A 23,472-nucleotide genomic window follows, 5' to 3' on the forward strand; every position below is an offset into this window, starting at 1 on the left:
TCTTCTTCCAGCGCCTGGGGCTGTTTGCCGGTGTGGGTGATGGCGGTCAGCAGCCATTCCCGGTTCAGGGTCTCGCTGTCGTGGTCGGTCAGGGCCACTTTGGCGCCGGCGGTGAAATCGGCGCGGTTGCTCTTGCCACTGGCGGTGCTGGCGTCGTTTCTCAGGGCGTCCAGCCGGGCTTCGGTGAAGGGCTGGCCGCTGGCGTCCTGTTTGAAGCGGCCGGGGTAGTCGTAGTGCTGGTAATCCTCGCGGTGCTGGACATCACCCGCGGCACTGTCGTGCATCAGGGCATAGGCCGGGTTCCTGAAGGTGTAATCCTTCATGGCCACGGCACTGGCGCGGACCCGCTCCTGATGGGCGAAACGGAACACGCAGGGGGTTTGGGTGCTGCCGCCGGCTTTGCCGTTGTAAGTCACGGACTCGAGCCTGGGGGCGTCGCCGTGGTGATCGGCGATGATCAGGGCCGGCTGTTCTTCGCCGTCGACCGAGCCGTGGTGGTAGCGGTAATGCCAGCCTTCCTCGGCGGCCAGTCGCTCTACAAAATCCAGGTCGCTTTCCCGGTGCTGGACGCAGTATTCCCGTTCTTCCGGGTTACGCTTGAGATCGAACACGGTATCGACGATGCCCCGCTCTTCCAGCAGGGTGCGTACGATGGCGTCGGTGGTCTGGGTCTGGAAGATGCGGCTGTTGTGCATCAGGCCCAGGCGCCACAGCGGGGGCTGGATGATGAGTTCGTAGCGGGTGCGGCGGTGGCCAGAATCACCGCGGGCGAATTCGTTGACCACACCGGTGAAACGTCGCAACGGCGCGCCATCCTGCCAGACCACCAGGTCCACGGCCTGTTCCAGCACATCGACTGCCGCGACCGACGGATCGGTGCTGGCTAGCGCCAGCTTGCCGTGAAACAGCTCGGACAGGTTTTCGGTCAGCTCGAAGCCGACAACGGAAAAGTGATCAGAGGAAAATTCGCCAATGGTGGCGGTGAACTGCAGTCCGCTTGCCTGGGGCATATCTTCAATCCTTGAAGGTATGGTGAAGTCCTGAATCGGACAGCTATCTGGCAACCCACTCCGTGGTTAACCCGTCCGATTTTCGATTGCAGGAAAACTACCAGCACTGGCCCTGAAAATCCAGTAACCAGTGCCGGAATTGAGGAGGATGCCCTCCCCGCACCGGAGTTTACTCCGGCTTGTACCGGCGCTGGATGCTGGAGAAATCCAGCGCGACTGCCAAATACCCCCCACTGTCGGGCGCTCCAGACGTATGGAATGTCATCGCACCAAGCCTGATTGGGCCGATCTACCGTAAACTCACGGGCCAGGTGGCATGGGATATCCGGTTGTTCAATGGTGGCCTGCTAGTATGCGTGATGGCCTGACTGCTTCCTGTTCAAAATCAGGACAACAGGTACGTCCCTTTCTGGTCATCAGACGCCTCGTTTATGGTGGTACCTTACCACCTATGTCGGCGTCAGGAATCATTGAACCACTACGCCAGCCACTGGGCCGGGTGGACAGTTGGGACCGAATCTTTATACACGGCAATTCTGTTAAACATATAGCCTGCTGATAGAATTGCCAATGAAACAAGGATTTTTATCCCCCTTGCACGGAGCAACCATGCGTTACGTACTGCCCCTCATCGTTACCAGCCTGGTAGTAGGCTGCACATCAGTTGCCAGCGAAAGCCTCAGCGAATCGGAAGTGGAAGACATCCAGGCTCGGGTTCAGGAGCGCCATCCTGACCTCTCATCGTCGCAGCGAACGGCTGTTACGGAACTCGTGGTTCGAGCACTGGACAATATGGTCTTTGTTGAAGGTGGTACCTTCATGATGGGGGAATTTGGTGTCCCATGTGAGCCGGGGTCAAATGACATTTGCCATTCAGACCTATTTCCTGACAACGACTACAGTCACGAAGTTACTCTGGACGATTATCATCTTTCAAAGTATGAAACCACTTTAGGCGACTTCGATCTGTACCGGGAAGTTATAGGCAAAGAGCCATACGCTCCAGAGTTGAGGGAACGGGAAGATCGCCAGCACCTGTTTGAACCTGACCTGCCAGCCTGGACAAAGACCTGGCAGGAGGCCAAAGATTATTGCAACTGGATTGGGTTACTTGCCAGTCAGCCAATAGATTTGCCCACTGAAGCCCAGTGGGAGTACGCTGCTCGAAATCGCGGCGAGCAGGTGCTGTTTGCCACCAATAACGGAGAGCTCGTCAGAGGTGTTAACTCTCCGCCAGATGATGGCAAGAGACGTATGCTTCCGGTTGGCAGCTACCCCCCTAACCCTCTAGGTATATACGATCTAACAACCAACTCCGCAGAGTGGATAAATGACTGGTATTCGGAAAGCTACTATGAACATAGCCCCAGTTTAAACCCTACCGGCCCTGAAACCGGTGATACAAAGGTCATCCGATCGGGCGGGTATCGAACGGCCCCAGAGGCCAATACCACGATACTTCGAGATCATCGCCCTCCCGTCGAGCCCCATTATTACGAAGCCCAGGGTTTTAGGTGCGCCCAAGGCTAAGCACTGAGACGGGCATCACCCTGGCCCGGGCAAAACCGCCCACAAAGAGGCCGAATGTAGAGCTGCAGTCTCAAACCGCTTCGGATTCACAAGGCGTTGTTTGACCGCAGGGGGAATCCATGTAGATTGCTTAGTGGGCTTTATTGCCAAGCGGGACATGATCCACTGATGGAACTGCAGTCCGCTTGCCTGGGGCATATCTTCAATGCTTGAAGGTATGGTGAAGTCCTGAATCGGACAGCTATCTGGCAACCCACACCGTGGTTAACCCGTCCGATTTTCGAATGCGGGAAAACCACCAGCACTGGCCCTGAAAATCCAGTAACCAGTGCCGGAATTGAGGAGGATGCCCTCCCCGCACCGGAGTTTACTCCGGCTTGTACAGGCGCTGGATGCTGGAGAAATCCAGCGCGCCGTTGCCCTGCCCGGCGTGAAGCTCGAACAGATTGCGGGCCAGGGAGCCCATGGGGATGGCGGCGTGGTTTTTGACGGCGTTGTCAAAGGCGAGCCCAAGATCCTTGTTCATCAGGTTCACCAGGAAACCACCCTCATAGCCACGGGATGCAGGAACGCCTTCCATCACTCCCGGCCATGGGTTGTACACGTTCAGTGCCCAGTTACCACCGGAGCTCTGCTTCATAATTTCGGACAGAACGGCAGGGTCCAGTCCGTTTTTCACGCCCAAAGCCAGCGCTTCGCTGGTGCCTGCCATCAGGATCGCCAGCATCATGTTGTTGCAGATTTTGGCCACCTGACCGGAGCCGTGCTCACCAGCGAGGAAGATGTTTTTGCCCATGGCCTCGAGAATCGGCTTGGCCTTGTTGAAGGTCTCTTCCGCGCCGCCGCAGATGAATGTCAGGGTGCCGGCCTTGGCGCCACCAACGCCACCGGACACAGGAGCATCGATGAACGGAATGTCGCGGGCTTTGGCTTCTTCGGCCACACCACGGGCGGTTTCTGGCGCAATGGTGGATGAATCAATCACCAGGGTTCCTGCCGGCAGGTTGGCCAGCAGGCCATCGTCACCCAGGTACACCGTTTCCACGTGCTGACCGGCGGGTAGCATGGTAATCACGCATTCGGCGCCCCTGGCCGCTTCGTGGGCGGTGTCTGCGGATTTCGCGCCTTCGGAAACCAGTGTTGCGACGGCGTCCTTCGACAGGTCAAACACGGTGACGTCATGTCCCGCCTTGACCAGGTTGCTGGCCATGGGGCCGCCCATGTTGCCCAGTCCGATGAAGGTAATCGTTGCCATATCTCTTCCCCTTTCTTGTTGTATTCAGTCAAACGGGCCCGCGCTTTATGCCGGCCTGCCTAGCTATCGAGTGAAAAAGTCGTCGATCCAGGCGCTGTCCATTTCCGACACCGAGGCATAGCGCCAGCGGGGCTGCTGATCCTTGTCGATCAACAGCGCGCGGATACCTTCGGCAAACTCGCCCTTTGTCAGGCAGTTGCGGGAGATCGTCAGCTCCTTGTCCAGAACTTCCTTCAGGCTGTCGTGGCGAACGTTGTTCAGGTGTCGCCAGCACAGAGCCAAGGAGGTAGGCGATGCCGTTGCCAGCGACTTGGTCGCCTTGGCCAGCCAGCCGCTGCCACCGGACAACTCGTTCAACTGGGCGATGATCTCTTCGAGGGTGTCGGCATCCGTCACCCGGTTGATGTCATCGAAGTGGTTGCGTACCGGCGATTCCTGTCGAGCATCGGCGCTTTGCTGTTCGAACTGCCTCAGCACGCTGCTGACCACGGCGTAACTGTCCTCGTTCTGCCAGTTCCGCTGTTTCAGGGCGTCCACCACCCCGGCCTTGAGATCGTGCCGGATGAAGCGGTCCGCCAACCCGACAAACAATGCGTCCGCGCCATTCATTCGGGCGCCGGTCAGGCCCAGGAACAGACCCGTGCGGCCCGGTGTGCGGTTGAGAAACCAGCCGGCAGCGACGTCCGGATACAGACCAATGCTGCTCTCGGGCATGGCCAGTTTCGAGCCCTCGGTGACTACCCGGTGGGACGCGCCCGCCATGATCCCCATACCGCCGCCCATGACAATGCCATGGCCCCAGCACACAATGGGCTTGGGAAAGGTATGGATGAGGTAGTCCATTTCGTACTCTTCCTCGAAGAAGGTGGCGCCCTCACTCACTCCTGCCCCGGCACCCTTGGGCTCGGTCATGCTGCGGTACAGGGCCACGATGTCGCCGCCGGCGCAGAATGCCTTGTCGCCCTCGGCTTCCAGCCACACCGCACAAATGCTGCTGTCTTCCGCCCAGCGCTTGAGCTGCGGTGTCAGCAACCGGATCATTTCCAGAGACAGGGAGTTGAGTGCCTTCGGCATGTTCAGCCGGGCCACGGCAATGTGACTGCCGTCGGCGGTGGGCCACTCTTCGAAAACCATTGCTTGATCAGTCATATCAACGGTTCTTCCATTCCGGTTTACGCTTGTCCAGAAAAGCGTTCACGCCTTCTTTCTGGTCCTCGGTGGAGAACAGCTCGATGAACAGTTCCCGTTCCATGCGCCAGCCATCATCATGGCTGCGGCCATCACGAGCACTCATCACCAGTGTCTTGCAGCGGGCAGTCGAGGACGGGCTCTGTTTGCAGGCCATCTCCGCCAGTTCCAGGGCTTTCTCCAGTCCCTGACCGGTGGGCACCACCTCTTCCACCAGTCCGATCTGCAGGGCCTTGTCCGCCTTGACCCGTTCGCCGCACAGAATCATCCGCTTGGCCCAGCCTTCACCCACCAGCCAGGGCAGGTTCTGGGTGCCACCGGCACAGGGCAACAGGCCAACACCGGCTTCCGGCAGCGCCATCTGGGCATGCTCTTCGGCAATGCGGATGTCACAGGCCATGGCGCATTCAAGGCCGCCGCCCATGGCATAACCGTTCACCGCGGCAATGGATACACCACGGAATCCGGACAATGCCGCAAAGGCTTCACCAAACGCCTGGGCCATCTCGTTGGCACGGGCTATGTCGCCGTCAGCGAAGGATTTCAGGTCGGCGCCCGCGGAGAAGAACTTCTCCCCCTGCCCGGTCACCACCAGGGCAAAAATGTCACGGTCTTCGTTCAGTTCACGGATGGTTGCCGTCAGCGCCGCCAGGGACTCTTTGGTCCAGGTATTCGCCGGCGGGTTGTTGATGGTCAGTACCGCAATGTGTCCGCGTTTTTCGAGCTGAATCAGATCGCTCATGGATCTCTCCTTATTAATTGGCTCCGCGCCTTATTGAATAGCTTCCGCAACTCTTATTGGATCGCTTCCGCAACACCGTCATCCAGCAATCGGCGGGCGACAATCAGGCGCATGATTTCGTTGGTGCCTTCCAGAATCTGGTGTACCCGCAGATCCCTCAGGTAACGCTCCAGCGGATATTCACGGATATAGCCGTAGCCGCCGTGCAGTTGCAGGGCATCATTCACCACATCAAAACAGGCGTCGGTGGCGAACCGCTTGGCCATGGCACAGTGCAGCGTCGCTTCGGGGTCACCGCTGTCCAGCTTGAAAGCCCCCAGGCGCACCATCTGCCGTGCCGCCACCAGGTTGGTACCCATATCGGCCAGTTTGAATTGCAGGGCCTGAAACGCCGCCAGGGGTTTGCCGAACTGCTCGCGCTCATGCATGTAGTTGCGAGCCCGCAGAAGTGCCGCCTGGGCGCCGCCCAGCGAGCACGTGGCAATGTTCAGGCGACCGCCATCAAGTCCTTTCATGGCGATGGCAAACCCATCACCTTCGTTCCCGACCCGGTTGCTGGCAGGGATGCGAACGTTCTCAAGGCTGATCATGCGGGTGGGCTGACTGTGCCAGCCCATTTTCTCTTCGTTCTTACCGTAGGAAATGCCGTCGGCATCGGCGGGAATCACAAAGGTGGATATGCCTTTGGAGCCGGAATCCGGGTCACCGGTACGGGCCATCAATACCAGGATATCGGTAGCGCCGGCGCCGGAGATAAACACCTTGCTGCCATTGATAACATAGCTGTCGCCATCCCGGACGGCCTTGGTCCGCAAACTGGCCGCATCGGACCCGGCGCCGGGTTCGGTCAGGCAGTAGGATGCCAGCCACTCACCAGTGGCAAGTTTCGGCACAATTTCCTGTTTAAGGTCGTCCGAGGCAAAGCTGGCAACCATCCAGGTGGCCATGTTATGGATGGTGATAAAGGCTGCAGTGGATGGGCAGGCCGCGGCCAACTCTTCCACGATTACCGAGGTGTCCAGCCGTGAAAGCCCCATTCCGCCGAGGGCTTCCGGTGTGTACAGGCCCATGAAGCCCATTTCGCCAGCTTCTTTCAGTACATCTTTCGGAAAGATGTGCTCGTCGTCCCATTGGGCAGCATGGGGCGCCATGGATTTCTCCGCGAACGCCCGGGCCGCCTCACGAAACGCCAGCTGGTCTTCAGTCAGGTTAAAGTCCATCGTTACGCTCCAGTCTGAGAGGCTTGTTGTCAGTGGGAGAAACTTTCTGTGCCACTACAGGGCCGGAAACGGGGTCCGGCCCAAACACCCACCTTCAACGCTGTTAACGCAGCTGGATCGAGAAGTTCGCTTCGGACGTCGCTGTCGCCTCTTTGGAGAACCAGCGGGAAGTCACGGTCTTGGTCTCGGTATAGAAACGCACCGCCTGCTTGCCGTAGGCATGCTGATCGCCGTAGAACGAGCCTTTCCAGCCGGTGAAGGAGAAGAACGGCAGGGGTACCGGAATGGGAATGTTCACACCCACCTGGCCCACATCGATCTCGTGCTGGAAGCGACGGGCGCACCCGCCGGAATTGGTAAAGATCGACACACCGTTGCCGTACGGGCTGTTGTTGATCAGCTCGATGGCTTCACCCAGGCTGTCCAGTTCCACGCAGGACAGCACCGGCCCGAAGATTTCCTCGTTGTAGATGTCCATGTCCGGGGTCACGCCGGAGAACAGTGTCGGGCCAATCCAGTTACCATCGGGCAGACCGTCAACGCTGCAGCCACGGCCATCCAACTGCAGCTTGGCGCCCTGGGCTTCACCGGTGGCTATCAGGGATTCAATGCGATCCTTGGCCTTGGCGCTGATGACCGGGCCGTAGCTGGCACCGGAATCGTTCCAGGCACCCGGACGAGCCTTCGCCATGGCCTCCTTCAGTTCCGGAATCCACTCCTGTGCTTCGCCCACGAACACCGCCACGGAAATCGCCATGCAACGCTGCCCGGCCGCGCCAACAGAGGCGCCCACCAGGGCATTGATCACCTGCTGCTTGTCGGCATCCGGCAGGATCACCATGTGGTTCTTGGCGCCGGCGAAGCTCTGTACACGCTTCATATTGCGGGTACCGGTTTCGTAGATGTATCGACCGACCGGCACGGAACCGACGAAGGACACTGCCCTGATGGCCGGATCGGTCAGCAGTACGTCGACCTGTTCCTTGCCACCGTGGACCACCTGCAGAACGCCCTTGGGCGCGCCGGCTTCCTCAAACAGTTCAGCCAGGCGCATCGGTGTCATCGGGTCCTGCTCGGACGGCTTCAGGATAAAGGTGTTACCGCAGGCAATGGCCATCGGGAACATCCACAGTGGGATCATCGCGGGGAAGTTGAACGGGGTAATACCGGCACAGACACCCAGCGGCTGGATCCAGGAATGGGTATCCACTTCCCGCGCCACGTTCTCGACCGTCTCGCCCATCATCATGGAAGCCACGTTGGCGGCGTGCTCCACCACTTCAATGCCACGCCAGACATCGCCCTTGGCGTCGTCAAAGGTTTTACCGGTTTCCTTGGACAGAATTTCGGCAATCTCGTCGTGGTGCTCTTTCAGCAGCGCCTGGTAGCGCAGCATGACCCGGGCACGCTCGGATACTGGCACTTCTTTCCAGGTCTTGAACATTTCGCTGGCGCTGTCGATGGCCTTACGCATTTCCGTGTCGGTCGTGCACGGGGCCTTGGCGATCACTTCGTTGGTCGCGGGATCCGTGACATCAATCCATTCACTGGCCTGGCTCTGAACAAATTCACCTGCAAGATACAGTGGTACGTTCTTCATCGTATGTTCCCTGCTTGTTGTTGTACGGGTGGGAGCCGCCCGACCTACAGGTGGACGACCATGTTTTAATTGATGCTAGCACAGGAATTCAGACTGCACCGATTGACTAAATTTCGTTCGTGATGGATTATCTTTCGATCACGCACCAATAAATCGGCACGTCCATGACTCAGACCTCCCAGTGGCCGGTACCGGCAGACAGCATCCGCTATGTGGTTCCCGCGCCAATCATACGACTATTGTCTACCTATCCACTCACTCGGGACCTGTACCCGCTGGCGTTTGGCCACTATCGGCGGGCCACGGGGCATCACATGCACCGGGAGCACCACCACGACAATCTTTTGATTTACTGCACCGAAGGCCAGGCCTTCCTCAATGTCGAGGGAGAAGCTTATACCGTGGAAGCTGGCGACCTGTTGTTACTACCCGCCGGCGCGTCCCACCGCTACACCGCTGACCCGGACAATCCATGGACCATTCACTGGGTGCACTACACCGGGCCACTGGCAGAGGATTTCCGCCATTACATGGGATTCGATAACACCCGGATACGACACCTGGGCCGCCAGCCACGCCTGCTGGTGGACTTCAACGGCTTGCTGTCTGTGCGGCAGACGGGGTTTCGCACCCGGGGTCTGATCCACGCGGCCAACCGACTCCGCCAGTTACTGGCCGCCGTGCCACTGAATGCCGACGAAACCAGCCATGAACGCAAGACGGAGCTGGATACCATTCACAGTTATATGAGGGAGCACCTGGACGAGCGGGTATCACTGGAGCAGCTGGCCGACCTTGCGGGCCTGTCTCCGGCCCACTTTGCCACACGCTATCGGGAACAGACCGGCACCTCCCCCATCCAGCACTTCCTGCACCTGAAAGTGGAGCGGGCCTGCCAGATGCTGGACACCACCAGCCTGAGTTTTGCCGATATCAGCCGGCGCCTGGGGTATGACGATTCCTATTACTTCTCGAGACTGTTCAAAAAAGTCATGGGGCAGTCCCCGAGAGACTACCGGCACACCAGCCGGCACTGAGGGCCGGAGCCCCGGCAACGTGCGATTCAGGCCAAGGTTCGGTCCACCGGCATCTACGACTTTTGTTGTAGCCTCCGGAACGATAGGCTAGTGTCCATTGACAATAGTTTGTCGGATTACGGCTTCATCTAATCCGACAGCAACTTTTTATAAGAAAGAGCGACTCCATGGCCATGTATACCATTGAAATAGATGAAACCTTTGACGTACCCCGAAACCGGGTTTTTGCACTGTTCGCCGACCACGGCCGCTTTGGTAAACTGCTGGGCGCACCGGTCAAGCGCATCCAGGACAGCGACCAGGCCGATCCCAACGGCATTGGCTCTGTGCGCAAAATCGGCATTGGTCCACTGAGCCTGGAAGAGACCGTGATCGGCTTCGAGCCGGACTCTCTGATTGAATACACCATCACCAGCATGAGCCCGATCCGTAACCACATGGGCCGCATCCGCTTTGAGGATGCCGGTGAAGGCGTAACGCGGGTGAACTACACCATCACCTTCGAGGACATTGTTCCCTTTACCGGCAAGGTGGTCAGTGCCGCACTGGAACAGGGTATCCGCAAAGGTATCAAGCGCGTCCCCAAACTGGCGTAACCAGGCGCTCAGGCGGCCGGTCACTGCCGGCCGTAAGTAGTATCCGCATTGTCATATCAGGCCTCCAGATCTATCCCCACTATTCTTTTCCTGCAACACATGTGTACAGTTGTACACACAATAGAGCGCGGCCAGGAAGGCCCGTAACAAAAAAGCACCCATAGGGTTCCATTTTTTGTTTGTTTCTCTGAATAAGGAGGCTCAACTATGAGCATCAACACAAATCGTTTGATTGGTTTGACCCAGGAACGGGCGATTGAACTGAAAACCGGCGTCACTGACCTGCACGTTGGCTGGCAGAATGAATACAGCCAGCAGGAACAGAAGGACCCCATGGGACACAATCACCGGGCGCCAGTCGTAACCTGGAAAAAAGACGACGTGACTTACCAGTTCGTCCCCAGGCTGGTATTCCGGGTCAATGTGACCGAAACACCGTGGATCAGACGGGTTCTCGGAATGACTGACGATCCCGCCTACATCGTCGACAAGGAAGAGCTCACCACGGCCATCGAGCACCAGTTGCTGAGCCGGGGCCGGGAAAACCTCAACCAGAGGGAAGCCGCCGAGGCGTAATCCCAGGTGGCACACTGAGGGGGACAGCAGGGTGATGCTGTCCCCCTTTTCATCACTTCCCGCCGTCCTGACTCCTCTACAAGAAAGCTGTAACCCGATCCGTTTGTTGGGTAGAATCCGACCCTTTCCGAACGATCAATGAGGCAGTGCAATGGGCAGAGCCTATCAAAACCGCAAAGATTCCATGGCCAAGACGGCCGCCGCAAAAACCAAGGTCTATAGCAAATACGGGCGCGAGATCTACATGTCCGCCAAGTCCGGCGGCACCGACCCGGACGGCAACCTGTCCCTGCGTGGACTGATCGACCGTGCCAAGAAAGATCAGGTGCCGTCACACGTCATTGACAAGGCGCTCGAAAAAGCCAAGGGTGGCGCCGGTGAAGACTATTCCCCGGCCCGCTACGAAGGCTACGGCCCCGGCAATTGCATGGTGATTGTGGATTGCCTTACCGACAATCCGAACCGCACCTTCGGTGATGTTCGCCTCGCGTTCACCAAGACCAAATGCAAAATCGGGACCCCTGGCGCCGTTGCCCACATGTTCGACCACTGCGCCATCTTCGCCTTCAAGGGCGACGACGAGGAAGCAGTATTGGAAGCGCTGATGGACGCCGATGTGGACGTCACGGACATCGAAAACGAGAACGGCCTGATTACCGTGTTCACCCCCAACACCGAATACGCCAAGGCCAGACAGGCGCTGGTGGATACCATCGAGGACATTGATTTCGAGGTGGACGAAATCCAGTTCCTGCCCAAGACCTCCACACCGGTGGAAGGTGATGATGTGGCGATGTTCGAGAAGTTCTGCGACATGCTGAATGACCTGGACGATGTCCAGAACATTTATCACAACGCGGAATTGCCCGAGTAAACACAGGGCCACAAAAAAGCCCCGCTGATCTCACGAGCAGCGGGGCTTTTTTATGTCTGACCGGTTATCGCGGCGTTGCGAACACCTGGGTCCAGTAGTTTTCGTAATCGGCGCCGGTGGCGTCCACCCGATCAACCGCGAATTGGCTGAAACGGGAATCCATGATGTTACGACAGTGTCCCGGGCTGTCCAGCCAAGCCTGAACAACGGTATCCACATCGTCATAGCCGGCGGCAATATTCTCACCGACAACCGACCACTCGTATTCCGTTGCCGTCACCCTGGCACCCACACGCAGACCGTCGGAACCTGTGTGGCTGAAGAAATTGTGGTCAGCCATATCATTACTGTGATGAGTGGCCGCGCCTTCAATCGGGCAGTTGTATGTCAGCGGTTCGGCGGCGGCAAATTGCTCTGAACCACAGCTTCGGGCTGAAGCACGGGCGGCATTCACCTTTTTGAGCATGTCAGCCTGATACTGGTCCACCTCGCATCCGGCGATCACTACGGTCTCAGCGTCTCCGGCTTCAGCGCCTCCGGTCTGAGTTTCCTGAGAGATTTCGGAGTCATTGGCCACCGCCGAGGAACGACCGCTGTCCGAGGAGCTGCTGCTTCCGCCGCCCCCTCCGCCACAGGCTGTCAGGAATACCGCAGACATCAAAAGCGCAGAAGCCGCCAAATAACCGTTCATAAATCACCACAATTCGCGTCAATAATGTGGTGAATATACAGAAGAGACTCGACGGTGTGTGTGACATGTGCATAAGAACTACAACACATTACAAAGGCTTACCGCACGGATATAGACACCAGCAGCCTGCTTACACATGACACAATAAGACAAGGGCACGGCGGACACACATCCACGGGAACAGCCATGCAACAACCCGGAGGCCACCGGGCTGATTTCGCGATTCGCGGAACTTGTGGTGAGGGACTGGGCCGTCAGTCCAGTATGTAGGCGGTTTTTTCGAGGGCGTTTTCGTTCTCGTCAACAAAACGGAACTCATTCCAGCCGATACGGACAACGTCGTGACTGTTGAGGCGCTGGCGCTCATCAATGCGGATTTCGTTGACGAATGTGCCGTTAGTGCTGTCGCTGTCGGTGATGTAGTAGTCCACGGTTCCCTCAAGGTAGACATTGGGGACGGACTCAATCACCGCGTGGTGACCACTGACGGAAATTTCGTCGATGCGAATGTCATTGTCGGCCTTGCGGCCGATGCGAATCTCCGGCTGATTCACTTCAAACGTGTTAACCACCACGTTATCAACCAGCTGTGAAAGTGATGCCATACTACAGGCTCCTCGGCTAGATCAGGGTCAATACAACAACGGAAACATTATCAGCAGCCTGGTTATCCAGACTGGCGGCGACCAGCGCTTCCACCGCGCTTTCCGTGCGCTCATGCTTCTCCAGGATGCCCGGCCATTGCTGGTCCGGCAGGGCATTGGTCAGGCCATCGGAACACAGCAGCAGCCTGTCTCCGCAACCTACTTCAAGACACTGGCAACTCGCCTCCACCGACGTCGAAGCGCCCAGCGCCCGGGTCAGTACGTTACGGAAGGGCACGTACGGTGCATCCGCTTCGGTAATACTGCCATCGTCCAGCATGTTCTGGACCACGGTGTCATCGCGGGTGAGACAGTCGACATGACCGTTGCGCAGCAGGTAGCACCGGGAGTCGCCAACGTGGGCAATGTGGGCTTTGCCGTCAATGACCCACGCCATCACCAGGGTTGTCCCCATCTTGTCCAGGCTGTCATTGCCTGCCCGGCCGGCAATGATACTGTCGTTGGCGCGAGTCACGCTGTCCCGGAGCATCATGGCGATGGTGTCGTCCCCCACGTTCGCGTAACTGGAGGCCGGCTCCGCCAGCCTGGGCGCCATCGAACCCAGCACGGTGTCCACCGCCAGCCGGCTGGCAATTTCCCCGCCATAATGTCCGCCCATACCATCAGCGACCAGCAGCAATGCCTGGCGCCCATCGTGACTCAGGCGCCAGGCCACCACGTCCTGATTGGAGCGGCGGGCAGTGCCGATGTCACTGAGACCGGAAATATCGTAGAGCATCAGGATGCTTCCTCTCTTGCTTCCCGTACCGCGAGCCGGCGCACCGCTTCCGCCATGTCAGCGGCACTGGCAAATCGCTTGTCGGGGTCCCGCTGAATGGCCTTGTTGATCAGGCGCACCACACCGTTGGACAACTCCGGATTATACTCCCTCACACTCCGTGGTCGCCTGTTCAGAATCTGGTATGTCAGGCTGGCAAGGGTGTCTCCCTGATACGGCGTCTCACCGCTGACCAACCGGTACAGGGTGACCCCCAGACTATAGATATCAGACGCGCCCGACACCTTCTGCCCCTTCAACTGCTCGGGTGACATGTACAGGGGACTGCCCATCACACTGCCGGTTCGGGTGCGGGAATCATCGGCGATTTTCGCGATACCGAAATCGGTAATCTTCACCTCGCCACTGTCTGGATTGTAAATAATGTTCCCCGGCTTGATATCCCGATGCACGATCTTCCGGGCATGGGCATATTCCAGAGCATCCGCCACCCGGGCCACGATATCCAGCGTGGTGGCCAGCGGCAGCAACCCCCCTGCCCGGCCAAAATCACTTAAGGGACGGCCCTGAGCATAATCCATGGCAATGTAGGCGAGATCCGTTTCCTCGCCCACATCATAGACTGTCACAATGGCAGGGTGATTCAATCGTCCGGCGGCTTCGGCCTCACGGAAAAAGCGTGCTTTGAGGTCGGCCAGTTCTTTTTCCTCGAACGCCTGATAACCGAGGGTTTTGATTGCTACGGTTCGGGCAATACGGGGATCCTTTCCGAGGTAGACCACACCCATGGCACCCCGGCCTATCTCCCGCTCGATCTCATAACGACCAAGGGTTGGACGGCTGACCGCACTCTCCGGCATAACCAGGGTCCGGGTACTGTCAAAGTGGCCGGCAGTGAATCCACCGCCACCCCCTTGCAGACTCTCCAGTGCCGCCAGACGGTCACGCGCGTCCCGGAAAGCTTTCCGGTGCTGCAGTATGTCGCGGTATGACACCACTGCTTTGTCGTAATGACGTTTGCGCTCCTGCTGCAGCGCGATCTCGTATTGCAACTCCAGTCGCTCCACCGAGACAGGACATTCATCAAGCGCTGCCAGCGCCTCGTCCGTATTTCCCTGCTGCAGCAGGACCTTCCCGAGCCGGATTCGTGCGGCCCGCACATTCTCTGTCAATGCCCGCACCTCCCGGTGAGGTTGCAGCCAGAACAACATGATCAGATACCCGCCAAGCAGTAGCGTTACGACTTCGCCCAGCGGCAACCAGGTACTGCGGTAGAACATGAAACCCGCCTGCACGACCACCAGCGCGCCGGCGATCAGCAGCGTCACCGGGAGCGCAACCGACGCACCCATGGCGGGCACGGCCAACACCAGATACAGCGCAGCCGCCATCAATCCAGCCCGCAACGTCATTGCCGACCAGTAGGGCTCCGACAGGCCCCGGTTTTCCAGGGCGGTGACGAAGGCTTCCGGGCGCAGATCCTGCATCAGGACGGGGGCTGCTGCGGACGAGCTACCCAACAGGCTGAAGAGTACCTGGTCCACCCAGGCGAGTATCGGCAGATGATCCCCCGCCACAGCGAAAATCAGCGCCAGCAGTACCACCAGTACTCGGAGGCTGAAACAGCGGGAACCTAGATATGCAATTGCGTTCACAGGCGTTATTGTCGTAACTGATTGATCTGACAAGTGTAGAAATACCTGGCCCAAGGCGATAGAGGCACAGGGGCAGTTTTTTGTAAGTGTTTGTTGGCCTGGGACGACCATCACGTGTGACAGAGCACGGTCACGCAGGGGGAAGAAAGACGAATGGGCACTGAGTGCAGTATAGTTTTCGGGATTTTGTCTCAGGAGCCAGGAAGCTTGTCCATGACAGTGAAGTTAGTAATCGCCGCGTTGTTGTTGCTTGTGGCCGGAACCGGCCTGTACCACACTCTGAAGCCCCTTCCCGCCGGCATCGGCTTTCTCGGATCGGAAGCGCCATTAAGGGACTCGAAACTGCTGACTGACGTCACGGTGCACAATGCCGACGGCAGTACCCGGCTCGAACACAACATTTTCGATGAGGTCCTGCGACAGATCGCCAATGCCGAGCGCTTCATCCTCGTGGACATGTTCCTGTTCAACGACAGCAAACCGGACGGCGCTACCGGATACCGGCCACTCGCCCGCCAGCTCACCGAAGCCCTGATTCAGCGCAAACAGGCGGTCCCTGACATCCGCATTGTGGTGATCTCCGATCCCATCAATACCTTTTACGGTGGTACCCGCTCGCCCTGGTTCGACGCTCTGAACGAAGCAGGTATCACCGTGGTGGAAACCAACCTTGCCAGACTCCGGGACAGCAATCCCGCCTGGTCCGCGATCTGGCGGGTGTGTTGCCAGTGGCTGGGTAATTCACCGGATGGCGGCTGGCTGCCCAACGCCTTGAAAGGCGGCCCGGTCACCCTGCGGAGCTACCTGGCGCTGCCCAATTTCAAGGCCAACCACCGCAAACTGATTGTCACCGATGACGACGACCGCCTACGTGGTCTGGTCACCTCCGCCAACCCTCACGATGGCAGCAGTCGCCACAGCAATATCGGCCTGAGTTTCACCGGGCCGGCGGTGGCGGATTTACTGGAAAGCGAGCAGGCGGTCCTGGCCATGTCAGGCGTTGAAGCCCCCTTCATCCATAACGCCATTGCCGAAATCCGACAGGCTCAGGGCGTTCGTGCCGAACAGGCGCCGGAAGGCTCCATTCAGGTGGTCACCGAATCCGCCATACTGGCGAGCGCACTTGGCATCATCGAATCTGCGAGCGCCGGCGACCGTATCGACCTGGCGATGTTCTATCTCTCCCATCGGCGGATTATCCAGGCGCTGACCGACGCTCACCAGCGCGAGGCCGACATCCGGGTGCTGCTGGACGCCAACAACGATGCCTTTGGTCATGAAAAGAACGGCATTCCCAATCGCCCGGTGGCTGCTGAACTGGTCAGCGCCGGCATACCGGTGCGCTGGTGCCATACCCGGGGGGAGCAATGCCACAGTAAGCTGCTGATCAGGCGTGGCCGTGAAGGCTCGGCGGATATCCTGCTCGGGTCGGCGAACTTCACCCGACGCAACCTGGATGACCTGAATCTGGAAACCAGTGTTCGCCTGCGAACATCCCGCTCCTCGGCAGTGGCCAGCGATGCGGTCCGTTTTTTCGAAAGACACTGGCAGCACGGCCCTGAATCGGACCCCGTACTCAGCCACCCCTATGAAACCTGGGCGGATGAGTCCGGATTCAAATACTGGCGCTATCGCCTGATGGAGGCCACCGGGATGTCCACGTTCTGAGACAGGATTCAGAAGGCGTGTCAGGAGCTTGCTGACAAAATGGTAACCCGCCCTGCAATCCTCGGCAGGCCTGAACGCAGGCCGGATGCGCAAAGTGACGGGCTGTTCATCAAGTTGCTATCAAACAGCGAACTGCTCTATCGTATTTATCAGGTGATTATCTATAAGAGCAGGAGTTAGGGATGCAGACAATTCGCAAGAACCTGAGACATGTGTCGTTCTTTCTGGCCATCCTGATGGCCATGACAACGGTATGGTCATCCGCCGCAACTGCCGACGTGATTGGCACCGGAGAACTCCTGACCGAACAGCGTGCCGACCTGGACCGCGAATCCCTCCTGAACATGCTTGAGCAGCAGGAGGTGAAGGACAAACTGGCAGACATGGGCGTCAGCCAGGACGTGGTGGAAGAACGAATCCAGAACCTGACACCGTCCGAACTGGCGGAATTTGAACAGCAACTGGCACAGGCGGAAGTCGGCGAAGGGGTCGTGGGCGTGATCGTCCTGTTCCTGCTGGTCTTTATCATCACCGACATGCTGTGTGCGACGAACATTTTCTCGTTCATTAACTGTATTCGCTAGGATTGCGCCGACAGCCAGTGACCACCCATCTTTGCCGCTACCTGTCCGCAACCGCCCTCAGCCTGGTGCTGATGGCGGTTCTGGCGGGCTGCGCCAGCAGCCCAAAATGGCCGGATCAAACCGCAGAAGGCAGCAAGGCTGGCCTTCACCAGCGACTCGTCCTCGACTCCGTCCCGTTCTATCCCCAGGAGCGCTACCAGTGTGGCCCTGCCTCCCTGGCGATGATGTTGAATACCCGGGGCCTGCAGACCAACCCCGAAGTATTGAAAGAACTGGTCTACCTGCCGGAGCGCGAGGGCAGTCTTCGAGTAGAGCTCGTGGCGGGGGCCAGAAGTCACGGCATGCTGGTCTACGAACTGGATGGCACGCTGGAAAGCCTGCTCACCGAAGTAGCCGCCGGCAATCCGGTGCTGGTCATGCAGAATCTGGGATTCGACTGGTGGCCGCAATGGCACTTTGCGGTGGTGATCGGCTTTGATCAGCAGGAACGCCAGATCATCCTTCATACCGATACCCGGGCCCGCCACGAGCAAAGCCTGAAGGTGTTTGCCACCACCTGGAGCCGGGCCGACCGATGGTCAGCAGTGGTGATGAAACCGGATCAGCTGCCTGCCACGGCAGAACCCCTGGACTACCTGATGGCCGCCAATGACCTGGAAACCACCGGGCGTACATTTGCGGCCATGTCGGCCTACAAGACAGCGGAAGAAACCTGGCCGGATCAGCCCGCCGCGTTGATGGGACAGGGCAATATCGCCTACGCACAAGCCGACTGGCCAAACGCTGTCCGGCACTATCAGCGAATGACCCGGCGGTTTCCCGAGGTGGCGCCGGGCTGGAACAACCTGTCCGAGGCGCTGAAAAAAACCGGTTGCCCCGGTCAGGCCAGATCAGCCGCGATGTGTGCGGCGGAATTGGCGCCAGAGCGCTTTGACGCGCCATCCGGCCCAGTCAGTAATACAAACAGCGCCGAAAGCCCCCGTTGCCCGGTTATTCGCTGTCCCATCCCGCTGGACCGTTAGTCAGTCACTTTTTACGGAACAGAACCACGTCCTTGACCGGCACCTCCATCGTCCACCCCAGCTTTTCCGCCAGCCAGGCCATGGTCGCTTCACGATAAAACACCACATGGGTGGGATCGCGGCGGTAGTGCCAGTTGGCGAACTTGCTATCCTCGGTCTGGAAACAGGTCATGACACCCAGCCAGCCACCAGTCTTAACCAACCGGTCCAACTGGCGGAACACCGCGCCCGGCTGGTGCAGGTGCTCCACCACTTCGGTACAGGTGACAAAATCGTAGCGCTGTTCCAGGGTCGCCGGTTGCGGATAGAAGAAGGGATCGTAGAGGCTGACCGTCATACCCGCCTCTTCCATCATCCTGGCGAGGGCCGGCCCCGGCCCGCAGCCAAAGTCCAGGCCATGGGCCCCTGCGGGCAAACGATCCAGCAGCGGCGTCGTCAGTTTCGAGAGAAACCGGCGGTAGCCGGGATCGTCGGGATCATTGTCGTGAAGATCATAAACCGCCCGCTCCTGCTCCGGCGTCAGCCAATCGCTGGCATCCATTACCGTGGCCTCACATACCGGACAGCGGTGGTACAGGGTATCCCGCACCTGCTGAAACTGCCGCAGCTCCCCGTTTTCGCATACGGGGCACGTCTGGGAACGGCTATCCGGCTCTGGTATCTTTGAGTTCAAGGAATCTCCCGGCAATGTTAAGAATCTTTCATTGTCATATCCGGCCATGACACGGAAACCGTGATCAACCCGCAAATTCACCGAAATAACCCATGCGTATACTGGTCATTATTTTTCAGGGACAGATCCATGGAAACTTCCAGTCGCGTGGCACTCGAAGTACCCATTATTTCCGCACGCTATGCACGCCGCTTTATTCACTTCATGGAAAGTAAGGGAGTCAAGCGCCAGGCCATCCTGCAGGACACCGATATTACCAGCGAACTGCTGGATAATCCGGACGCCAGCCTGTCCATGCAACAGGTTATGGACCTGCTGGGCACGGCAGAGTGGCTGATGGGGGATGAGCGCGCGCCCTTCCAGTTTGGCCAACAGCTTGATCTGCCCGCCCACGGACTGCTGGGCTTCGCCGTGCTGGGACAGGAAAACCCCCGGCGTCTGATCAGCATGATTGTACAGTACCTGCGTGTGGGTCTGCCGCTGATGGATATGGAACTGAGCTCCACCGGCGCCACCTTCCGAATTCGCCTGATCGACACCTGGGGGCTCGGTGACCTCCGCCCCTGTCTCACCAAGATCTACATGGGCAGCATTCTGCGCATTTCATCGCAGGTTTGCAGCCACTTCAGCGTGGCCTTCGACTTCCCCTCCAGACTCGGCCCCGAGCCCTGGCAACTGCTTACCAACGATTGTGAATTCCGGTTTGAGGCCGGCGACAGCGAAATCATCATGCCGCTCTCGGGTACGCCGATTCGCACCGATGACGCCGGCCTCGAGTTTATTCTTGCCCGTAGCCGCGCTCATCCAATGCAGAACGAAGAGCAGCAGGATGAAACCGTGATGCAGGTGCGCGAGATGATCATGAGTCAACCGGGGCGCCCCTGTACCACCGAGAACATCGCCCGCCGGCTTGGCATCAGCACACGCTCGTTGCGCCAGCACCTGGCGGCAGCAGGCTCGTCCTTCCGCGAACTGCGCAATGACATCCGCGAAAACTTCGCCACGCTGTACCTCAGGGACACCAGTGTTTCTCTGGAATCCATTGCTGAAAAGCTCGGATTCAGTGACCAGGCCAGCTTCACCAGGGCCTACCGCTCCTGGACGGGGCAAACACCGGGTGACGTTCGTCGCCAAAGCCGGGACAGCAGGTAACCCCGCCCCTGATTACACATCTGGTTTGATGGGCGTCACGAATTCAACATTTTTTACACCCATCTTCCGCTTTGAACAAAAACCTCGCCGGCCCTGGCAATGACCCCGCGGCGCCCTCCCCTGCCAAATAGTACCCGCCCCGCCAGCTTCCGCTGCCGGGGCGGGGAATTCATTGCAAGACCGATACAGCAGTCCTCATCGGTGATGTCTGCAACCCACAACAACAACGACGACTTTAGCCTTACAGAGGACGAACTCATGAAACTCAGGAACCACAATTCGATGGTCCGCAAGCTCGGACCGGCCGTTGCGGCGGCTGCACTGATGACAGGTGGTGGCCAGGCGCTGGCCGAACCCGTGTCCCTCGAACTGGAATTCACCTGCCCATTTCCATTGATTGGTGACCAGCCGATCCGCGCGGAAATCAGCGCCGACATTCCGGCCCAGCAAACCGTGGGCGACCCGACCCCGGAGTTCACCATCCAGGCCCTGACCGTGGTCAACGAGGATTCCCGGACCGGCCTAAAGCTGGTTGGCTCCGAAACCATCGAAGGCACGGCGATCAACCAGACCACCGTTGTCACCCCGAACCGGGAAATGGACCTCACGGTGCCGCTGACCATCCCGCCTTCCCCGATTCCCAACGAACCCGGCGAATTCACCATACCGGCCGAAGGGGTATCACCCGCTATCACCTTCAATAATGATGATGTCGGTGAAGCGCTGATTACCGTCGGCACCCTGCAGCTGGACATGATTGCCCGCACCGCCAATGGCGATATTGCGCCGGCGCCGATTGGCGAATTCACCTCCGACTGCACCCAGAATCCCGGGCAGGACAATGTCCTCCAGACGGTCCAGGTGGTGGAAGACGAGGTCGAGACTCCCCGCATCAGCGTTAATCGCGAGGAGATCGCCTTTGGCAACGTCCAGGCAGGTCTGACTGCCGAAGAAACGGTTACAATTGCCAACACCGGCAATGCCGAGTTGGGCATCAACAACATCAGTATCGGCGGTGCCGACAGCAGCGCGTTCATGCAAACCAGCAGCTGCACCACGATTGCGCCGTCATCAAGCTGCGATGTCACCGTGACCTATATCCCCAGTGGTGAGGGCGAACAGAGCGCGGCTCTGACCATCGAGTCCAGCGACGCGGAAAACCCCGCCGTGGACGTCAGCCTGAGCGGCAAGAGTGTGCTTGCGCCGGTGCCGGAGATCTCCGTGACCCCGGAAAGCCTCGATCTTGGCAGTGTTCTGATTGGTGAAACCGCCGCAGCGCAAGTGGTCATCGGCAATGCCGGCAATGAAACCCTGCTGATCAACGGCATCGAAATCGAAGGGGCCGACAGCGGTGAGTTCCAGCAAACCAACAACTGCACCACCGTCGCTCCCGACCAGAGCTGTTCCGTGGAGGTCAGCTTTACCGCCTCCTCCGAGGGCACCCGCAACGCGGTCCTGAGAATCACCTCGGACGACCCGGAGAACCCCGATATCAGCGTGGATCTGAGCGGTTATGGCGATAGCGGCGCCAGCGATATTCTGGAGTTGCTGCTGGACCTTGAAGGTTCCACCTACATCAAGTCATCCGACAGCACCCTGCCCCTGAACGGCAGCATCGCCACTGAACTGGAACTGTCCAGCGGTACCTTTGAGGCCGACCTTGACCTGGAACCCACCAGCGGCCAGTTCGAAATCAAATTGCTGTTCAGCAAGCTGAAAGCCGACGCGGACGTTGAATTCGAGCAGGCCGAGACGACCACCGGCACTCTGATCGACGGCACGCTGACCGCCAACTCCAGGCTGTATGTGAAGGTACCGAAAGTGGAGATGAAGCTCTTCGGCCTGCCCATCCGCGTGGGTGGCGGAAATGACTGCCGCACCATTGAGCCAGTCAACATCAACCTTGAATCCAACGAGGGCACGACGTTCTCACCAGCCACAGGCGGTGATGTCACTGGCGTCTACGACCTGCCGCCACTGGAGAAATGCGGGCTGCTGACCGACGTCCTCAACCAGTTCCTGACCGGTTCCGGGAATACCATTGACCTGTCACTGACCCCGGCGCCCTAAGGAAGAAACGGAGAAACGGTTTTCTCCGGGCCTGCCAGCCGACTCCGGTTGGCAGGCCATAACAACAACAGCAACAAGGAACAACACAATGAAAAGCCTGAAGAAAGCAACACTGGCACTGGCTGTGGCGGCTCTGCCACTGGCCGGCTACGCTGACCTCAAACCCCTGGGAGACTCTCACATGGGCAACATCACCGGCCAGGCCGGTGTGACCATTGAGCTGGAAACCAAGGTCACCATGGATGAGTTTATCTATACCGATGAAGGCTCACTATCGGTCAAGGATATTTTCATCGGCGGTGCTGACCGCACCGACATGTTCGAGGAATTCGACGACCCGGCGATCCGCCCGCTCCTGTTTGGCGAAAGCAGCGACCTGATCGACAACATCAAGATCGAAATCGACATCCTTGATGACGGCGATGCCCAGATCAACGTCTTCCCGTTGGTCGCAGCCCCCATCGATTTCTCCGTTCGCACCGGAGGCTGGACCCTTCAGGGCCATACCGACAGCACACTGATCGCAGACAACCTGTCGATTGACGGCATCCTCACCGAACTGAAGATCAATGTGGACACCGAAACCGACGTGCTGAACCTGCAAACCCTGTTCGCCATTGATGATATGGATATGGACATTCCCTTCCTCGCCATGGGTATCCGTGACTTGCGCCTGACCGGCGCCAACTACGATCCAGACAACCCCATCATCACGCAACTTGGCGCCAAGGTGGACATGGACGTCTACAACGGTAGCAACGCTGCGGGTAACTCATCCCTGGCGGTTGACATCAATACCTTCGAGGCCGACATGCAGATTGGTCAGGTTCTGGTAGGCGGCACATCCATCGGCTCCGTGGCCCTGGATAACCTGTCTGTCCAGAACACGGCCATGCGCATCTACGGCCACTAGGCAATACCGGGCCCCACGAACCTTTTCGGGGGG

General features: G+C 58.6%; 22 protein-coding genes. 11 read left to right on the forward strand and 11 right to left on the reverse strand.

The genetic code is table 11. The annotated features are described in order from the left end of the window. The coding region (gene tssI, locus ACJO3M_RS13755) for a type VI secretion system tip protein TssI/VgrG (protein ID WP_407001961.1) at window positions 1-1,010 on the reverse strand (1,010 nt) is incomplete at its 3' end. A 609-nt stretch (window positions 1,011-1,619) separates the two neighbouring features. On the opposite strand from tssI, the gene ACJO3M_RS13760 reads away from it, so the two are divergent. Further along, window positions 1,620-2,540, forward strand: coding sequence for a formylglycine-generating enzyme family protein (locus ACJO3M_RS13760; RefSeq protein WP_407001963.1), 921 nt, complete (start codon window positions 1,620-1,622; stop codon window positions 2,538-2,540). A gap of 367 nt (window positions 2,541-2,907) precedes the next feature. Here the strand turns inward: ACJO3M_RS13760 and mmsB are convergent, their stop codons facing one another. The 5 genes from mmsB to ACJO3M_RS13785 all read right to left on the reverse strand — a co-directional run bounded on the left by mmsB (window position 2,908) and on the right by ACJO3M_RS13785 (window position 8,545). Further along, window positions 2,908-3,795: a 3-hydroxyisobutyrate dehydrogenase gene (gene mmsB / locus ACJO3M_RS13765; protein ID WP_407001965.1), complete on the reverse strand. Its 888-nt coding sequence runs from the start codon at window positions 3,793-3,795 to the stop codon at window positions 2,908-2,910. 63 nt (window positions 3,796-3,858) lie between these two features. Continuing rightward, the gene (locus ACJO3M_RS13770) at window positions 3,859-4,944 is read right to left on the reverse strand and encodes an enoyl-CoA hydratase/isomerase family protein (RefSeq protein WP_407001967.1); all 1,086 of its coding nucleotides are present in this window, start codon (window positions 4,942-4,944) and stop codon (window positions 3,859-3,861) included. 1 nt (window position 4,945) lies between these two features. Beyond that, complete coding sequence (locus ACJO3M_RS13775) at window positions 4,946-5,725, reverse strand: enoyl-CoA hydratase (protein ID WP_406988605.1); 780 nt, start codon at window positions 5,723-5,725, stop codon at window positions 4,946-4,948. 53 nt (window positions 5,726-5,778) lie between these two features. Then, window positions 5,779-6,945 (reverse strand): acyl-CoA dehydrogenase family protein, encoded by a 1,167-nt coding sequence (locus tag ACJO3M_RS13780; protein ID WP_407001968.1) that lies wholly within the window; start codon window positions 6,943-6,945, stop codon window positions 5,779-5,781. A gap of 103 nt (window positions 6,946-7,048) precedes the next feature. Further along, window positions 7,049-8,545 (reverse strand): CoA-acylating methylmalonate-semialdehyde dehydrogenase, encoded by a 1,497-nt coding sequence (locus ACJO3M_RS13785; protein WP_407001969.1) that lies wholly within the window; start codon window positions 8,543-8,545, stop codon window positions 7,049-7,051. Window positions 8,546-8,709: 164 nt separating this feature from the next. Between ACJO3M_RS13785 and ACJO3M_RS13790 the strand changes: the two genes are divergently transcribed. From ACJO3M_RS13790 to ACJO3M_RS13805, 4 genes are all read left to right on the forward strand, one after another. Next, window positions 8,710-9,582 (forward strand): AraC family transcriptional regulator, encoded by an 873-nt coding sequence (locus tag ACJO3M_RS13790; protein WP_406988600.1) that lies wholly within the window; start codon window positions 8,710-8,712, stop codon window positions 9,580-9,582. Window positions 9,583-9,749: 167 nt separating this feature from the next. Then, window positions 9,750-10,178 carry an SRPBCC family protein gene (locus ACJO3M_RS13795; RefSeq protein WP_407001970.1) on the forward strand — a complete coding sequence of 143 codons (429 nt, stop codon included), beginning with the start codon at window positions 9,750-9,752 and terminating at the stop codon, window positions 10,176-10,178. Between the two features lie 207 nt (window positions 10,179-10,385). Next, window positions 10,386-10,754 carry a hypothetical protein gene (locus tag ACJO3M_RS13800; protein WP_407001971.1) on the forward strand — a complete coding sequence of 123 codons (369 nt, stop codon included), beginning with the start codon at window positions 10,386-10,388 and terminating at the stop codon, window positions 10,752-10,754. Between the two features lie 151 nt (window positions 10,755-10,905). Beyond that, on the forward strand, window positions 10,906-11,628 hold the full coding sequence (locus ACJO3M_RS13805) for a YebC/PmpR family DNA-binding transcriptional regulator (RefSeq protein ID WP_407001973.1): 723 nt from the start codon (window positions 10,906-10,908) through the stop codon (window positions 11,626-11,628). A gap of 64 nt (window positions 11,629-11,692) precedes the next feature. On the opposite strand, the gene ACJO3M_RS13810 is transcribed toward ACJO3M_RS13805, so the two are convergent. The 4 genes from ACJO3M_RS13810 to ACJO3M_RS13825 all read right to left on the reverse strand — a co-directional run bounded on the left by ACJO3M_RS13810 (window position 11,693) and on the right by ACJO3M_RS13825 (window position 15,357). Continuing rightward, window positions 11,693-12,319 (reverse strand): CAP domain-containing protein, encoded by a 627-nt coding sequence (locus ACJO3M_RS13810; protein WP_407001975.1) that lies wholly within the window; start codon window positions 12,317-12,319, stop codon window positions 11,693-11,695. Window positions 12,320-12,573: 254 nt separating this feature from the next. Beyond that, window positions 12,574-12,924 (reverse strand): FHA domain-containing protein, encoded by a 351-nt coding sequence (locus ACJO3M_RS13815; protein ID WP_407001976.1) that lies wholly within the window; start codon window positions 12,922-12,924, stop codon window positions 12,574-12,576. 16 nt (window positions 12,925-12,940) lie between these two features. Next, window positions 12,941-13,702 (reverse strand): PP2C family protein-serine/threonine phosphatase, encoded by a 762-nt coding sequence (locus ACJO3M_RS13820; protein WP_407001978.1) that lies wholly within the window; start codon window positions 13,700-13,702, stop codon window positions 12,941-12,943. After that, entirely contained in the window at window positions 13,702-15,357 is a 1,656-nt protein-coding gene (locus tag ACJO3M_RS13825; RefSeq protein WP_407001979.1) for a serine/threonine-protein kinase, read from the reverse strand. The genes ACJO3M_RS13820 and ACJO3M_RS13825 overlap by 1 nt, the downstream gene beginning before the upstream one ends. A 213-nt stretch (window positions 15,358-15,570) precedes the next feature. On the opposite strand from ACJO3M_RS13825, the gene ACJO3M_RS13830 reads away from it, so the two are divergent. The 3 genes from ACJO3M_RS13830 to ACJO3M_RS13840 all read left to right on the forward strand — a co-directional run bounded on the left by ACJO3M_RS13830 (window position 15,571) and on the right by ACJO3M_RS13840 (window position 18,631). Beyond that, window positions 15,571-17,025 (forward strand): phospholipase D family protein, encoded by a 1,455-nt coding sequence (locus tag ACJO3M_RS13830; protein ID WP_407001980.1) that lies wholly within the window; start codon window positions 15,571-15,573, stop codon window positions 17,023-17,025. A 182-nt stretch (window positions 17,026-17,207) separates the two neighbouring features. Then, window positions 17,208-17,609 (forward strand): PA2779 family protein, encoded by a 402-nt coding sequence (locus ACJO3M_RS13835; protein ID WP_406988584.1) that lies wholly within the window; start codon window positions 17,208-17,210, stop codon window positions 17,607-17,609. Between the two features lie 17 nt (window positions 17,610-17,626). Next, window positions 17,627-18,631 (forward strand): PA2778 family cysteine peptidase, encoded by a 1,005-nt coding sequence (locus tag ACJO3M_RS13840; protein WP_407001981.1) that lies wholly within the window; start codon window positions 17,627-17,629, stop codon window positions 18,629-18,631. Window positions 18,632-18,635: 4 nt separating this feature from the next. Here ACJO3M_RS13840 and ACJO3M_RS13845 read toward each other — a convergent pair whose 3' ends face one another. After that, window positions 18,636-19,304, reverse strand: a complete 669-nt coding sequence (locus ACJO3M_RS13845; RefSeq protein WP_407001982.1) for a class I SAM-dependent methyltransferase — start codon at window positions 19,302-19,304, stop codon at window positions 18,636-18,638. Window positions 19,305-19,433: 129 nt separating this feature from the next. Here ACJO3M_RS13845 and ACJO3M_RS13850 point away from each other — a divergent pair, with 129 nt between their 5' ends. The 3 genes from ACJO3M_RS13850 (at window position 19,434) to ACJO3M_RS13860 (ending at window position 23,439) form a co-directional block, all read left to right on the forward strand. Then, window positions 19,434-20,456, forward strand: a complete 1,023-nt coding sequence (locus ACJO3M_RS13850; protein ID WP_407001983.1) for a helix-turn-helix domain-containing protein — start codon at window positions 19,434-19,436, stop codon at window positions 20,454-20,456. 258 nt (window positions 20,457-20,714) lie between these two features. Then, complete coding sequence (locus ACJO3M_RS13855; RefSeq protein WP_407001984.1) at window positions 20,715-22,526, forward strand: choice-of-anchor D domain-containing protein; 1,812 nt, start codon at window positions 20,715-20,717, stop codon at window positions 22,524-22,526. 88 nt (window positions 22,527-22,614) lie between these two features. Next, complete coding sequence (locus ACJO3M_RS13860; protein WP_407001985.1) at window positions 22,615-23,439, forward strand: DUF6160 family protein; 825 nt, start codon at window positions 22,615-22,617, stop codon at window positions 23,437-23,439. Window positions 23,440-23,472: the final 33 nt, after the last annotated feature.

Source organism: Marinobacter alkalisoli (assembly GCF_045449795.1).
Classification (GTDB): Bacteria; Pseudomonadota; Gammaproteobacteria; order Pseudomonadales; family Oleiphilaceae; genus Marinobacter.

Excerpts from the sequence above, each read along its gene's own strand:
- ACJO3M_RS13760 (WP_407001963.1), top strand. The coding sequence starts at position 1,620 with ATGCGTTACGTACTGCCCCTCATCGTTACCAGCCTGGTAGTAGGCTGC.
- mmsB (WP_407001965.1), bottom strand. The coding sequence starts at position 3,795 with ATGGCAACGATTACCTTCATCGGACTGGGCAACATGGGCGGCCCCATG.
- ACJO3M_RS13770 (WP_407001967.1), bottom strand. The coding sequence starts at position 4,944 with ATGACTGATCAAGCAATGGTTTTCGAAGAGTGGCCCACCGCCGACGGC.
- ACJO3M_RS13775 (WP_406988605.1), bottom strand. The coding sequence starts at position 5,725 with ATGAGCGATCTGATTCAGCTCGAAAAACGCGGACACATTGCGGTACTG.
- ACJO3M_RS13780 (WP_407001968.1), bottom strand. The coding sequence starts at position 6,945 with ATGGACTTTAACCTGACTGAAGACCAGCTGGCGTTTCGTGAGGCGGCC.
- ACJO3M_RS13785 (WP_407001969.1), bottom strand. The coding sequence starts at position 8,545 with ATGAAGAACGTACCACTGTATCTTGCAGGTGAATTTGTTCAGAGCCAG.
- ACJO3M_RS13790 (WP_406988600.1), top strand. The coding sequence starts at position 8,710 with ATGACTCAGACCTCCCAGTGGCCGGTACCGGCAGACAGCATCCGCTAT.
- ACJO3M_RS13795 (WP_407001970.1), top strand. The coding sequence starts at position 9,750 with ATGGCCATGTATACCATTGAAATAGATGAAACCTTTGACGTACCCCGA.
- ACJO3M_RS13800 (WP_407001971.1), top strand. The coding sequence starts at position 10,386 with ATGAGCATCAACACAAATCGTTTGATTGGTTTGACCCAGGAACGGGCG.
- ACJO3M_RS13805 (WP_407001973.1), top strand. The coding sequence starts at position 10,906 with ATGGGCAGAGCCTATCAAAACCGCAAAGATTCCATGGCCAAGACGGCC.
- ACJO3M_RS13810 (WP_407001975.1), bottom strand. The coding sequence starts at position 12,319 with ATGAACGGTTATTTGGCGGCTTCTGCGCTTTTGATGTCTGCGGTATTC.
- ACJO3M_RS13815 (WP_407001976.1), bottom strand. The coding sequence starts at position 12,924 with ATGGCATCACTTTCACAGCTGGTTGATAACGTGGTGGTTAACACGTTT.
- ACJO3M_RS13820 (WP_407001978.1), bottom strand. The coding sequence starts at position 13,702 with ATGCTCTACGATATTTCCGGTCTCAGTGACATCGGCACTGCCCGCCGC.
- ACJO3M_RS13830 (WP_407001980.1), top strand. The coding sequence starts at position 15,571 with ATGACAGTGAAGTTAGTAATCGCCGCGTTGTTGTTGCTTGTGGCCGGA.
- ACJO3M_RS13835 (WP_406988584.1), top strand. The coding sequence starts at position 17,208 with ATGCAGACAATTCGCAAGAACCTGAGACATGTGTCGTTCTTTCTGGCC.
- ACJO3M_RS13850 (WP_407001983.1), top strand. The coding sequence starts at position 19,434 with ATGGAAACTTCCAGTCGCGTGGCACTCGAAGTACCCATTATTTCCGCA.
- ACJO3M_RS13855 (WP_407001984.1), top strand. The coding sequence starts at position 20,715 with ATGAAACTCAGGAACCACAATTCGATGGTCCGCAAGCTCGGACCGGCC.
- ACJO3M_RS13860 (WP_407001985.1), top strand. The coding sequence starts at position 22,615 with ATGAAAAGCCTGAAGAAAGCAACACTGGCACTGGCTGTGGCGGCTCTG.